Below are 12304 nucleotides of genomic sequence, written 5' to 3'. Positions count from 1 at the left end.
GCCGGCGCTCATCGCACGCCTCCCTGAAGCGTCGTCTCTCGCTGGGTCGTGGTGTTCGGCAGATAGGGGCGCATGCGACGCTTCGAGACCTTGCGCTCTCGCAGAATCCAGCGCTGCAAGATCGTGAACGCCACGATGATGACGAACAGGATGAACGCGATCGCCGCGCCCTGGCCCCACGCCTGGTTCGTGAACGCTGACGTGTACGAGAGGTAGGCGGGCGTCAGCGTCGTGTTCGCCGGGGCGCCCTGAGTGCCGGTGTAGATCTGGTCGAAGACCTGCCAGCATCCGATCAGCCCGAGGGTGAGCACCGTGAACAGCGTCGGGCGCAGCTGTGGAAGGGTGATGCGCCAGAAGCGCTGCCACCCGTTCGCGCCGTCGATCATCGCAGCCTCCTGGATGTCGCCGCCGAGGTTCTGCAGCGCGGCGATGAACAGCAGCATGAACGTGCCGCTCGTGGTGAAGATCGCCATCAGGATGAACGCCGACATCGCCACGGACGGGCCGGCCAACCAGTCCCACCAGGTGATGCCGAGGAAGCCGCTCGAGGTGAGCGCGGCGGGTCCGGTCTGCACTCCGAACAGGCCGAGGAACAGGTGCACTATGCCGTCCGGATCGTTGAACCAGTTCGGCCCGTTGATCCCGACCCAGGAGAGCGCCTTGTTGATCGCGCCCGTCGTGCTGAACAGGAACAGCCACAACACGGTGATCGCGACGGAGCTCGTCACGGACGGAAAGTAGAACGCCGTGCGGAAGAAGCCGCGCCCTCGCAGCACCGCCCGGTTGACCATGACGGCGAGGAACAGCGCGACGGCGGTCTGGATCGGCACGACGAGCACCACGTACCAGGCGTTGTTGCGCAGCGACGTGCCGAAGTTCTGCTCAGCGAGGCCGCCGCCGCTGAGGATGGTCTGGTAGTTCGCCGTGCCGACGAAGTGCACATTGCCCGAGAACGGGCTGCCGTTGCCTCCCCAGTCGGAGAAGCTGACCCACAGCGCCATCAGCACGGGGATGACGAGGAAGAGCCCCAGCAGGATGAGCATCGGGGCGGTGAACAGCCACCCCGACGCCGCCTCACCGCGCCGGATGCCCGAGTGTCCGGAGCGGGGATGCCGGCGACCCGGCTTCCCCGAGCCCGGATGCCCGGGGTCGGTGCTCCCGGCGCCGGCGCGATGAGGTCGGATTGTGGTGGTCATGGCACTACTTCAGCAGCGCCTGGAGGTTCTTCTGGGTCTGGTCGAGGATCGTCTTCGGATCGCTCGTCTTGAGGCTCTCGAGCTGCGAGTCGAGGTTGGTGACGACATCCGCAGAGCCCTTCGCCGTCGGCACACCCTTCGCGTACGCTGCGCCGTCGAGGAATGCGGCCGCCGCGGGGTTCTCGCTCTTCCACTCCGATGCAGCCGACTTGATCGACGGCATCACGCCGAACGCCTTCGAGAAGGCGAGCTGGTCCTGCTTGGTGGTGAGCTGCTCGACCAGAGCGAGGGCCGCCTTCTGGTTCGGGCTGTCAGCGGAGATGCCCCAGCAGTTGGTGAACTGAAGGGTGCCCGTGCCCGCCTGACCGGCAGGCAGCTGCACGACCGCGTACTTCACGTTGGGGAAGTCGCTCGACAGCTCGCCCTGCACCCAGTTGCCCTCGACGGTCATGGCTGCCTTGCCCGATCCGAGCGCTTGGCCGCCATCACCCTCACCGAGGTCTTTCGCGGTCTTCATGACTCCTTCGTTGAGCAGCTTCTTCAGGTAGGTGAGTGCGTCGACGTTGGCCTGGCTGTTCGCGGTCGCCTTGGTGCTGTCCGCGTTCATCAGGTTGCCGCCCGCCTGCACCATGAAGGCGCCCATGCGCTCGTACTGGCCGTTCATGCTGAGCCCGATGTGACCAGACGTGGTGAGCTTCTTCGCCACCGCTTCGAGCTGGTCCCAGGTCTTCGGATAGTCGGAGGCGGTCAAGCCTGCCGCCTTCCACATGTCGGTGTTGATCACGAGCTGCAGCGTCGAGAAGTCCTTCGGTGCGCAGTAGAGCTGCCCGTCGTAGGTGAACGACTTCACGAGGCTCGGGTAGAAGTCGCTCTTGTTGGAGAGCTTGTCGCCGTAGGAGAGCAGATCTCCGTTGGAGGCGTAGCCGGCGAGGGATCCCGTGGAGAGGTAGAACACGTCGGCCGGCTTCTTGGCGGCGAATCCCTGGGCGAGCTGCTGATCGAGGTTGTTGGCGGCGAGCACCTTGGCATCTGTGCCGGAAGACTTCGACCAGTCCGACACCGCCTTGGTGACGGCCGTGGTCTCCGCCGGCCCGCTCGAGCCGATCAACACGGTCAGCGGCTTCTTCGATGACGAGAGCGCTCCGCTCGTCGACGTGCTGTTGCCGCTGCCGAACCCGGAACCGCAGGCGCTCAGAGCGAAGGCGGTTGCCACCGCGAGCGCTGCGGATGCCAGCCATCGTGTGCGTCTTTGCATGGTGTGACTCCTTGTGTGTTCTCTTGTGTGCACGGACATGTGTGCCTTGTGCGCAGGGACCGCGCGAACGCGTTTGGGGGGCGAAGCGCGGCGTTAGAACGATCAAAAATCAACCCGAAACCAGATTTGATCGTTCAAATTCGTGTACTGTCAAGCTAACCCCGCGGCGGATGACTGTCAAGGAGCGCCGACGGCCCGTGGCTCGCACCCCGAGCCCGGACTCGACGCCACACCTGACATCCACCCGACGCTGTACCTGACCGCGAGACTGCATCTCCACGCCGAGACGCAGGAAGAACCCACCGCGATGGTGTGGGGATGCGGTCTCGCGGGTGGAGGGCGCGGGCCTTGGGGACGTAAGGGCCGCCGGCGCCGACTGGATGTCGGGGTCGTAGGGATGCCGGAACGCCGGCGGACGAGAGGAGTGCCGATGTCGCGACTACCCACCGTGCACGACGTCGCGCTGGCCGCCGGGGTCTCCCGGCAGACGGTCTCGAACGTGCTGAACTCCCCCGCGATCGTTCGCCCCGACACCAGGGAGCGGGTGCTCGAGGCGATCGACCGACTCGGATACCGCCCGCACGCCTCCGCCAGACGACTTCGCACGCAGAAGAGCTCGACCATCGGCATCCGCCTCGATCCCATGCTCGACGGCATCTCGGGCTCGGTGCTCGACAGGTTTCTGCACGCCCTCACCGAGCAGGCGGATGACGTCGGCCTGCGCATCCTGCTCTTCACCGCCACCGGGCCGGAAGACGAGATCAGACAGTTCGGACGACTGTTAGATGGCTCCGACGTCGACGCCTTCGTGCTGACCTCGACGTTCCACGGCGACCCGCGCACCGAGTGGCTCATCGAGCACGAGCAGCGGTTCGTCACGTTCGGACGGCCGTGGGGCATCGACGACATGAACGACCCGCGGCACGCGTGGGTAGACGTGGATGGCCGCGCAGGGGTGCGTGCAGCGACCGAATCGCTGCTGCAACGAGGGCTCAGGCGCATCGGCTTCGTCGGCTGGCCGGAGGGCTCCGGCACGGGCGACGAACGCAGGGGCGGCTGGGTCGACGCGATGAGCGAGGCTGGGCTCGCCGAGCAGCTCCCGACGTTGCACGAAGAAGCCGTCGACACGGTCGCGGCAGGCAAGGATGCCGCAGCACGACTCCTCGCGCGCGTTCCCGACCTCGAGGCGGTGGTCGCTTCGAGCGACAGCCTTGCGCTCGGGACCGTGGTGGGAGAGAAGGCGGCGGTGCCCGTCGTGGGATTCGACAACACGCCTGTCTCGGCGGCGATGGGATTCTCCAGCGTGGATCAGCGACTCGGCGAGGTGGCCGAGGGCGTGCTCGCCCTGCTGGAGGGTGCGGCGGATGACACCACGCGCCACCGCCTGGTGACACCCGAACTCGTGCTCAGGTCGCCCCCGCATGTCCTACCGGAGGGGTGACCTCTTCCCCTCGCCTCGCTCTTCCCGGCGCCTCGCTCTTCCCGTGCGCATAACTCCTGCAGATTCGCGGCGAGGGCCCGGATCCCGCCCGGATTTCCGCGGTAGTGCCCAGCGGTCTCCTGCAATTTGCAGGAGTTATGCGCGCGAGGGTGCTCGTCTCCGGGCTGGACGCCGGGAGGACTCAGCGGCGGCCGACGCGCGTGGGGGTCGGCTTGTCGCCCTTCTTGCCGCCCTGCTGGGTCTTCGTGCCGTCGGGCTGACCTGGCTTGCCGGCGGACTTGCCCGCCGAACCCGGGTTCTGCTGGGTGGACTGCTCGTCGCCCTGGGCGCGGCGCGCAGACTCTGCCGTCTGGGGCGCCGACTGCGAGGCATCCCTTCGTCCCCGCGACGCGCTGGTGGCGGCCGCCGGTGCGAGCGGCCTGCGGGGGATGGCGCGGATCGGCTCTCCGCGTCGGTCCTGCCCGGGGAGCGGACGCGAGCGGCGACCGTAGATGAGCTCCGAGGAGTCGAGCAGCCACGGCACGAGCGCGATCGTCACGCCGTGCACCATCATCAGCTGCCGAGAGATGCGCCGCGCCCTGTGGTTGTGCAGGAACGACTCCCACCAGTGCCCGACGATGTACTGCGGCAGGTACACCGTGGTGACCTCGGAGCCGTGCTCCTCGCGACGGTGCTTGATGTACTTGATCAGCGGAATACCGAAGTCGCGGTAGGGCGACTCGATGATCGTGAGCGGCACGTGGATGTTCATGTCGTGCCACTGCTGCTGCAGGACGTCCGTCGACTCTTCGTCCATCGAGATGTGCACGGCCTCGATCGACTGGTGCCGTGCGGCGATCGCGTAATCGAGCGCCTTCAGAACCGGCTTCTGCATCTTGCCCACCAGCACCACAGCGTGGTCGCCGCTCGCACCGAACGTGGTGGTCGGGTCGACCTCGACCTCCTTGGCCACGTCGCGGTAGTAGCGGTTCACGCCGAGCATCAGCAGGAACAGGATCGGCATCATGATGAACACCAGCCACGCACCGTGCGTGAACTTGGTGATCGTCACGATGATCAGCACCGTGAAGGTGAGTAGAGCGCCGAACGCGTTGATCGACATGCTGCGGATGATGGTGCCGCGATCCTTGGCCTCGCGCCGGGCATCCTTGTCTCTCAGCATCGTGATCCAGTGCTTCACCATGCCGGACTGGCCGAGCGTGAACGACACGAAGACGCCGATGATGTAGAGCTGGATCAGGTTGGTGAGGTTCGCCTCGTAGATGACCAGCAGGATGATCGCCGCGAGCGCCAGCGCGATCACACCGTTCGAGAACACCAGGCGGTCACCGCGTGTCGACATCGCCTTCGGTGCGTAGGACTCGCGGGCGAGCACCGAGCCGAGCAGCGGGAACCCGTTGAACGCCGTGTTGGCCGCCAGCAACAGCACGACGGCCGTCGCGGCTTGTATCACGTAGAAGGCGATGGAGCCGTTGCCGAACGTCGCAGACGCCAATTGTGCGATGAGGGATGGCTGTGGCTGGGTGCTGCACTGCGTCCAGCCGATCAGGTCACAGGGGTTCTCGACGTAGTGCACGCCGCTGATCAGCGCGATCGCCATCAGACCCGCGAACAGGAAGATCGCGATGCCGCCCATCAGCAGCAGGGTCGTGCGCGCGTTGCGGATCTTCGGGGTGCGGAACGCGGGCACCCCGTTGGCGACGGCCTCGACGCCGGTCAGGGCGGAGCATCCGCTCGAGAACGCGCGCAGCAGAAGCAGCACGGTGCCTGCCTGCACGATGCTCTCCGGCTTGACCGCGTACTGCGCCGACTCGGCGACCGGCGGGTATCCGAGTGCGGTGCGCACGATCGCCGTCACGATCATGATGCCGATCGAGGCGATGAAGACATACGTGGGGATGGCGAAAGCCTTGCTCGCCTCGCGAACTCCACGCAGGTTCATGGCGGCGATCAGGATGACGAAGCCGACGGCCAGCTCGACGCGGGCTCCGTTCAGGAACGGCAGCGCCGAGATGATGTTGTCAACGCCGCTCGCCACCGACACGGCGACAGTCATCACGTAGTCGACGAGAAGGGCGGACGCCACCACGAGTCCGGCCTTCTCGCCGAGGTTCTTGTGGGCGACCTCGAAGTCGCCGCCCCCGGAGGGATACGCCTTCACCAGCTGGCGGTACGACGCGACCACCGTGAGCATGAGCACGACGACCGCGAGAGCGATCCACGGTGAGAAGGTGAGGAACGCTGCACCGCCGATGAGGAGCACCATCATGAGCTCCTGCGGCGCGTACGCCACAGACGACAGCGCGTCGCTCGCGAAGATCGGCAACGCCAGATGCTTCGGGAGGAGCTGCCCCTCGAGCCTCTCGCTGGGTAGAGGTTCCCCGATCAGCCACCGTTTAGCGGTGCGACCGTCTAACCCGGGGACCTTCCCCTCATTTGTCACGAGGGACGACACTACTACCTGCCTAATGACTGTCAAGTCAGCGCGTCTGGTCGCCGAGCGAACCCCCAGCGTAGTAACGGCAGACCCTACGATTCGTCCGTTTTCCGGCACCTTTCGTGACCGGATGACGCTGCCATGCGCGGACGAGTGCGCGGCGCCTTTCCGGGACCCAAGGCTCAACCTGGCGCCATGCCACGAGACAAAGGTGGCGCAACGGTCCACACGCACGGCTTGACCCACGCGGCCGAGTGGCTGGACGACAAGTTGATCCCGCTTTTGGGACCACCGCCGCTCGGCCCCTACGACGCTGAGTCACCGCACGCGACGACGTGTCCGCTCTGCGGTCAGCCGCTCGCCGGTCATCGCACGGAGAAGGAGGAGGGGCGCGTGTTCCTGCACTGCCCCACCGGAACCGTGACCGAGACCGGGCGGGCCGCTTGACCGCGTAACGGTGCACGCCGTCCGCGATCGCGACGCCGCAGAACCGACAGCGCAGAGCGACTGCGCGAAGCCGCTACGCCTGGCTCAGAGCGAGAGCCGGCGCATGAGGCCGTCGCGCACCTTGGCCAGGTCGCCTCGCAACTCGCCGACCACGGCATCGGGAATGCCGCCCAGACCGGATGCCCGGCGAAGGTCGGCCCGCACCTGCTGACGGAACTCGTTCAGCACGATCTCCGCCTCTCGCAGCGCCAGCCGCGACTCGGCCTGCAGGTCGAACACCCTGGACTGCGCGTCGGCCCCGCGTCTGGCCCGCTCCCTGGCATCCTCCTTCGCCTCGCGCGCTGCAGAGGCGAGGTCGGCGCGAAGGCTCTTCATCGCCTCGGTGACGCCCGCGCGCACCTCGTCGGCCATGCGGCGCAGCGAGTCGGTGACCTCGTTCTCGATGTCGTCGAGCTCGGATGCCCGTGACGTGAGTTCTGCCCGGCCCGCGTCGGTGATCGCGTACACCGTCTTGCGGCCGACGGTGGTCTTCGTGACCAGGCCCTCTTCTTCCAGCTTCGCCAGCCGCGGATAGATCGTGCCTGCACTAGGGCTGTACGTGCCGCCGAACCGGTCGCTCAGCGCCTGGATCAGCTCGTAGCCGTGTTTGGGCGACTCGTCGAGCAGGCTGAGCAGGTAGAGCCGCAGGCTTCCGTGTGAGAACACCGCGGGAGTCATGCTGCGCCGTTCGCGGCATCCGTGCTCGTCTGGCGGGCGCTCGCGTCGTGCACGTTGGAAGCCGCCGGGCGTCGCACCACCGAGAGGTTGCCCGACACCGAGTTGACCGACATGTCGACCCAGCGGCCCTCGAGCGTTCCGGTCTCGTGGGTGAACGTCTTGCCCATCGACCCGCGCACGATGGTCGTGCCGTCGAGGTGGGCGACGCCACTGACCGTGTTGATGCGGTAGCGCACGCCGAGCCCGTCATCGATGCGTGCGGTGACGTCGCCGGAGACCGTGTTCGTGCTCACGCTGTATGGCACGTCGAAGAGGTCGAGGTAGACGTTCGCGCTGACGCTCTCGACCGAGAATTTCGGCACGCTGCCCGAGACCGTGATATCGCCCGAGACGGTGTGAGCCGTGATCTCTCCGCGGTGGTCGCGCGCTGTCAGCTCTCCGCTGACGGTGTTGAGGTCGAGGTCGCCGATCAGGCCGTCCGCCGTGATCTCGCCGTTGACCGTGTTGAGCTTGGCGTCCGTGACCAGTCCGCTGATCAGGGCCGTTGCGGACACCACACCGAGCTTGAGCGACACGTCGCGCGGAACGAGGATGGTGACATCCGCCCGCGCCTTGCCTCGCCAGGAACGGAACACGTCGATGAAGTTGTCCCACCGCCACTGCGGGTGGTCGACCTCGAGCGTGTCGCCGTCGATGGAGATCTTGATCTCCTTGCCCTCGACGTCGTTCACCTCGACGCGGGCCGTCGGCTCGTCGTGTCCGATCACGTCGACCTGTCCGCCGACCAGGCTCACCTTGAGCTTGCGGACCACCTCGAAATCGATGGTCTTGCTCTCACCTGGCATCACGAGCCAGCGTTCCTGTGCCATGGTTTCCACCCTTCCCAACGCTTGCTCGATCGAGATATATCGCGACCGATGAGAACACGATATATCGCGTTCCGCATTTCTGCAACAGGCGTAGGAAATTGCAACTCTTGCGCAGGCGTCCTGCATCGCACAGGCTGGCGTCGACGGGTCGGAGACTGCTGGTGCGTCAGGAACGTGGGATGACCACTCTCGGCGCTGTTGCAGCCATGAGTACGGAGGTGTGAGACGTGGACGAGCCCCTGATGCTGCGCGACATCGACGACGACGAGATGCGAACTCATCTCTCCGAGACCCGCGGCTACACCGTCGTTCTGCTGCACCCCGGGCCGAACTATCACGCTCCCGATGCTCGCGCGATCATCTGGGAGCACGGTCGACGCAACATGCAGCTGCGCGACGCGGGAGTGCTCGTTGTCGTGTTGCCGGTGCGCGACGGCGGCGAGCTGGCGGGTGTCGGCATCTTCGACGCCTCCGTCGAGAAGACGACCGCGATCATCGACGGCGATCCGGCAGTGGCAGCCGGTGTGCTCACTGCCGAGCTGCACGAGGCGTCCGGATTCCCGGGCGACGCACTACCGCGCTAGCGCGCCGAAGTCCGCCCGTTCATCTAACGATCGCTTCGGAACGATCGCCGTGCTTGACATTGACGCGACGTCAACGTTTACCGTCGAAGACATGACGGATGACGCGGATGACGGCGGAGCTGTCGAGCACGAACGCTCGATCCAGCAGCTCGCCAGGCTGACCGGGACGACGAGTCGCACGCTGCGGCACTACGACGACGTCGGACTGCTGCCACCGAGCCGCATCGGCTCGAACGGCTACCGCTACTACGACGGCGCGGCGCTCGTGCGACTGCAGCGCATCCTGCTGCTGCGCGGGCTCGGGCTCGGACTGCCGGCCATCGCCGACGTGCTGGAGCGACAGACCGACGCGGTCGGCGCGCTGCAACACCATCTCGACTGGCTGAAGGCCGAGCGGGACAGGCTGGCGCGGCAGGCGGCATCCGTCGCATCCACCATCGAGGCACTGAAGAGAGGAGAGCCGATCATGGCAGAGACAGCATTCGACGGATTCGATCACACACAGTACAAGGAAGAGGTCGAGGAGCGCTGGGGCAAGGCCGCGTACGCGAAGAGCGATGCGTGGTGGCGCGGAATGAGCGACGCCGAGCGTGCCGAGTGGCAGCAGCGGCAGCAGTCGCTGAGCTCCGACTGGCAGAATGCCGCCGCGCGCGGCATCGACCCCGCCGGCGACGAGGCGCAGGCGCTCGCCGCGCGCCAGGCCGAGTGGCTGGGCAGCGTGCCGGGAACGCCGGGGAGTGAGAGCGGCCGCCCGACGAAGCAGTACTTCATCGGGCTCGGCGAGATGTACGTCGCCGACGAGCGATTCGCCGCCCACTACGGCGGGGCGGAAGGGCCCGCGTTCGTGCGCGACGCGATGCGCGTCTACGCCGAGCGCGAGCTGTAGGGCGTCCCGTCCCGTCTGCCCTCCCGCATCTCCGTGGGTTGAGGAGCACGCGGCAAAGCCGCGAGCGTCTCGAAACCCGTCGTCCGCGCGGGCGGGTTTCGAGACGCGCGCCTGCGGCGTGCTCCTCAACCAGCGGTGGTGTCGCGCTACCGACGGGCGAACGGCCACGAGTCGCCCTGCGCTGTTCGGGCGCGGGATGCGGCATCCGACTCGACGACGCGATCGAGCTCGGATGCCGCTCCCGTGTCGCTGTCGTCGTCGGTGTTCATCCCGCGTGACGGCACCCGCAATGCGAACAGCGGAATGGTCACGTGCACGAGCGGCCCGATGAACACGACCACCGCGAGGGTGCCCCAGCCGACGTTGCCGCCGAGCAGCCATCCGATCAGCAGCACGCCCGCCTCGATCACCGTGCGAACCAGCCAGATCGGCCGGCCGGTGCGGGCGTGCAAGCCGGTCATCAGCCCGTCGCGCGGGCCGGGGCCGTGCTGCGCTCCGATGTAGAGGCCGGACGCGATGGAGATCAGCACGAGGCCTCCGGCGAACAAGAGGATGCGCGCCCAGAGTTCCTGCGGCTGCGGGATCGCCCACAGGCCGAACTGCGCGGCCGGCCCGATGAGCAGCACGTTGAGCACGGTGCCGATACCAGGACGCTGTCGCAGCGGGATCCAGAGCACGAGCACGGCGAGCCCAACGATGTTGGTCACGAGGCCGAACGGGATGCCCGTGTGCAGCGTGATCCCCTGTGCGAGCACATCCCACGGCTCGATGCCGATGTGGGCCTGCATCATCGCGGCGATCGCGATGCCGTAGAGGAAGAGACCGATGAGCAGCTGTGTCATGCGCACAGCGCGCGTCGCCGGCCGACGGTGCCACCTCTCGAGAATCTGCTGCATGAAAGAGATCCAATCCCACGATTGGCCTAGTACAACAGTGCCAATCCGCATATTGTGGACTGATGGCATCCACTCCGATCGGATCCAAGACCCTCATCGGCCTGCTCGGCGAATGGCGCACCGACGCTGCGGCGTACGAGGCTCTCGCCGACCGCATCCGTCTGCTGCTCATCGACGGCAGGCTCCCGGGCGAGAGCCGGCTCCCGGCCGAACGCGACTTCTCCGAGCGACTCGGTGTGAGTCGCACGACCGTCGCGGCCGCGTACCAGCGGTTGCGCGAGCTCGGCCTCGCTCAGAGCGTGCGTGGTTCCGGCACCGTGGTCGGACTCGGCTCGTCGCCGGCATCCACTCCCATCGCAGATGGGCTGCTCGACCTCGTCAAGGCGGCGCCTCCCGCCACCAGGCTGCTGCCGGAGGCCCTTTCCAGGGCGGTGCGCGACCTGCCCGCCTACCTGGTGGGCTCGGGCTACGAAGCCCTCGGGCTCCCCTCGCTGCGTTCCGCCATCGCAGACCGCTTCACCGAGCGCGGCCTGCCGACCGACGCCGACGAGATCCTCGTGACCACCGGAGCGCAGCAGGCCATCAACCTCGTCGCCCGGGTGTTCCTCACCCGCGGCGATCGTGTGCTCATCGAGTCGCCCACGTACCCGCACGCGTACGACGCATTCCAGGCGGCCGGAGCGAGGTTCGTCACCGTTCCGGTGTCGACCGACACGGAGGCGGGATGGGACGTAGGGGCGCTCGTCGCCGGCATCCGTCGCGCGAGCCCTGCCCTCGCGTACGTCATGCCCGACTTCCAGAACCCGACGGGTCGCGTCATGCCGGCGTCCGTGCGCAGGGAGCTACTGGACGCTACGGGCGCACAGGGCACGCTCGTGATCGCGGACGAGACGCCCGCGGAGCTGGCAATCGACCCGCACGTCGTGATGCCGCCTCTTGCGGCGGGCGCGAAAGGCGTCTCCGTGATCACGATCGGCTCGGCGAGCAAGACGATGTGGGGAGGGCTGCGCATCGGCTGGATCAGAGCAGAGCGCCAGCTGATCCGAAGGATGCTCTCCACCAGGGCGAACATGGACCTCGGAACGCCGATCCTCGAGCAGCTCACGACGTCGTACCTGATCGAGCGGATGCCCGAGATCCTCGCAGAACGCCGCGCGACTCTTGCCGCTGGCCGCGACGCCCTCGTTCGCGAGCTGGCTGAGCATTTCCCGAACTGGACGGTTCCGCACATGACCGGCGGCCTCGCCGCGTGGGTGGGGATCGGCGAGCCCGTCAGCTCCCAACTCGCGCTCGCGGCCCGTTCGCACGGGCTGCTCATCACCGCCGGCCCGCGGTTCGGGATCGACGGGGCGTTCGAGCGCTTCCTGCGCTTTCCGCTCACCTCGGCGCCCGACGCGATGTCGCGCGCCGTGGCGACTCTCGTGACGGCGTGGCCGGAGGCATCCAGGCAGCCGTTCGGCGAGCAGGGCGGCCTGAGCGCCGTCGTCTGATTCGACGGTCTGAGCGGTGCGTGGTTGACAAACGTCAACCACACAGCGAGGAGTGTGATAATCGCACAGTTCGGCGGAGTTGCCGA

General features: G+C 67.1%; 11 protein-coding genes. 5 read left to right on the top strand and 6 right to left on the bottom strand.

What is annotated here, in order from left to right:
- Nucleotides 1-8: 8 nt before the first annotated feature.
- Both ACYVDN_RS11960 and ACYVDN_RS11955 read right to left on the bottom strand, forming a co-directional pair.
- Nucleotides 9-1196 (bottom strand): carbohydrate ABC transporter permease, encoded by a 1188-nt coding sequence (locus ACYVDN_RS11960; protein ID WP_460571700.1) that lies wholly within the window; start codon nucleotides 1194-1196, stop codon nucleotides 9-11.
- 4 nt (nucleotides 1197-1200) lie between these two features.
- Complete coding sequence (locus tag ACYVDN_RS11955; protein WP_460571698.1) at nucleotides 1201-2451, bottom strand: sugar ABC transporter substrate-binding protein; 1251 nt, start codon at nucleotides 2449-2451, stop codon at nucleotides 1201-1203.
- Between the two features lie 430 nt (nucleotides 2452-2881).
- Between ACYVDN_RS11955 and ACYVDN_RS11950 the strand changes: the two genes are divergently transcribed.
- Entirely contained in the window at nucleotides 2882-3892 is a 1011-nt protein-coding gene (locus ACYVDN_RS11950; RefSeq protein ID WP_460571696.1) for a LacI family DNA-binding transcriptional regulator, read from the top strand.
- Between the two features lie 181 nt (nucleotides 3893-4073).
- Here the strand turns inward: ACYVDN_RS11950 and ACYVDN_RS11945 are convergent, their stop codons facing one another.
- Nucleotides 4074-6281: an APC family permease gene (locus ACYVDN_RS11945; protein WP_460572342.1), complete on the bottom strand. Its 2208-nt coding sequence runs from the start codon at nucleotides 6279-6281 to the stop codon at nucleotides 4074-4076.
- Nucleotides 6282-6524: 243 nt separating this feature from the next.
- Between ACYVDN_RS11945 and ACYVDN_RS11940 the strand changes: the two genes are divergently transcribed.
- Complete coding sequence (locus ACYVDN_RS11940; RefSeq protein ID WP_460571694.1) at nucleotides 6525-6776, top strand: hypothetical protein; 252 nt, start codon at nucleotides 6525-6527, stop codon at nucleotides 6774-6776.
- Between the two features lie 84 nt (nucleotides 6777-6860).
- Here ACYVDN_RS11940 and ACYVDN_RS11935 read toward each other — a convergent pair whose 3' ends face one another.
- Nucleotides 6861-7493: a PadR family transcriptional regulator gene (locus ACYVDN_RS11935; RefSeq protein ID WP_460571692.1), complete on the bottom strand. Its 633-nt coding sequence runs from the start codon at nucleotides 7491-7493 to the stop codon at nucleotides 6861-6863.
- Complete coding sequence (locus tag ACYVDN_RS11930) at nucleotides 7490-8362, bottom strand: DUF4097 family beta strand repeat-containing protein (protein ID WP_460571690.1); 873 nt, start codon at nucleotides 8360-8362, stop codon at nucleotides 7490-7492. The genes ACYVDN_RS11935 and ACYVDN_RS11930 overlap by 4 nt, the downstream gene beginning before the upstream one ends.
- Nucleotides 8363-8589: 227 nt before the next feature.
- On the opposite strand from ACYVDN_RS11930, the gene ACYVDN_RS11925 reads away from it, so the two are divergent.
- Entirely contained in the window at nucleotides 8590-8946 is a 357-nt protein-coding gene (locus ACYVDN_RS11925) for a YciI family protein (protein WP_460571688.1), read from the top strand.
- 91 nt (nucleotides 8947-9037) lie between these two features.
- Nucleotides 9038-9832, top strand: coding sequence for a MerR family transcriptional regulator (locus tag ACYVDN_RS11920; RefSeq protein ID WP_460571686.1), 795 nt, complete (start codon nucleotides 9038-9040; stop codon nucleotides 9830-9832).
- Nucleotides 9833-9978: 146 nt separating this feature from the next.
- Here the strand turns inward: ACYVDN_RS11920 and yczE are convergent, their stop codons facing one another.
- Nucleotides 9979-10728, bottom strand: a complete 750-nt coding sequence (gene yczE, locus ACYVDN_RS11915; protein ID WP_460571684.1) for a YczE/YyaS/YitT family protein — start codon at nucleotides 10726-10728, stop codon at nucleotides 9979-9981.
- Between the two features lie 62 nt (nucleotides 10729-10790).
- On the opposite strand from yczE, the gene yczR reads away from it, so the two are divergent.
- A complete protein-coding gene (gene yczR, locus ACYVDN_RS11910; protein WP_460571682.1) occupies nucleotides 10791-12218 on the top strand; it encodes an aminotransferase-like domain-containing protein in 1428 nt (475 codons plus the stop codon).
- The last annotated feature ends 86 nt before the right edge of the window (nucleotides 12219-12304 follow it).

The organism is Humibacter soli (genome assembly GCF_054779035.1).
Note: the sequence above shows the minus strand (reverse complement) of the source record. Positions and strands in the feature narration are given on the sequence as shown.

Bases quoted from the DNA above. Each gene is read 5' to 3' on its own strand.
- ACYVDN_RS11950 (WP_460571696.1), top strand. From the start codon at position 2,882: ATGTCGCGACTACCCACCGTGCACGACGTCGCGCTGGCCGCCGGGGTC.
- ACYVDN_RS11930 (WP_460571690.1), bottom strand. From the start codon at position 8,362: ATGGCACAGGAACGCTGGCTCGTGATGCCAGGTGAGAGCAAGACCATC.
- ACYVDN_RS11955 (WP_460571698.1), bottom strand. From the start codon at position 2,451: ATGCAAAGACGCACACGATGGCTGGCATCCGCAGCGCTCGCGGTGGCA.
- yczE (WP_460571684.1), bottom strand. From the start codon at position 10,728: ATGCAGCAGATTCTCGAGAGGTGGCACCGTCGGCCGGCGACGCGCGCT.
- ACYVDN_RS11940 (WP_460571694.1), top strand. From the start codon at position 6,525: ATGCCACGAGACAAAGGTGGCGCAACGGTCCACACGCACGGCTTGACC.
- ACYVDN_RS11960 (WP_460571700.1), bottom strand. From the start codon at position 1,196: ATGACCACCACAATCCGACCTCATCGCGCCGGCGCCGGGAGCACCGAC.
- ACYVDN_RS11935 (WP_460571692.1), bottom strand. From the start codon at position 7,493: ATGACTCCCGCGGTGTTCTCACACGGAAGCCTGCGGCTCTACCTGCTC.
- yczR (WP_460571682.1), top strand. From the start codon at position 10,791: ATGGCATCCACTCCGATCGGATCCAAGACCCTCATCGGCCTGCTCGGC.
- ACYVDN_RS11920 (WP_460571686.1), top strand. From the start codon at position 9,038: ATGACGGATGACGCGGATGACGGCGGAGCTGTCGAGCACGAACGCTCG.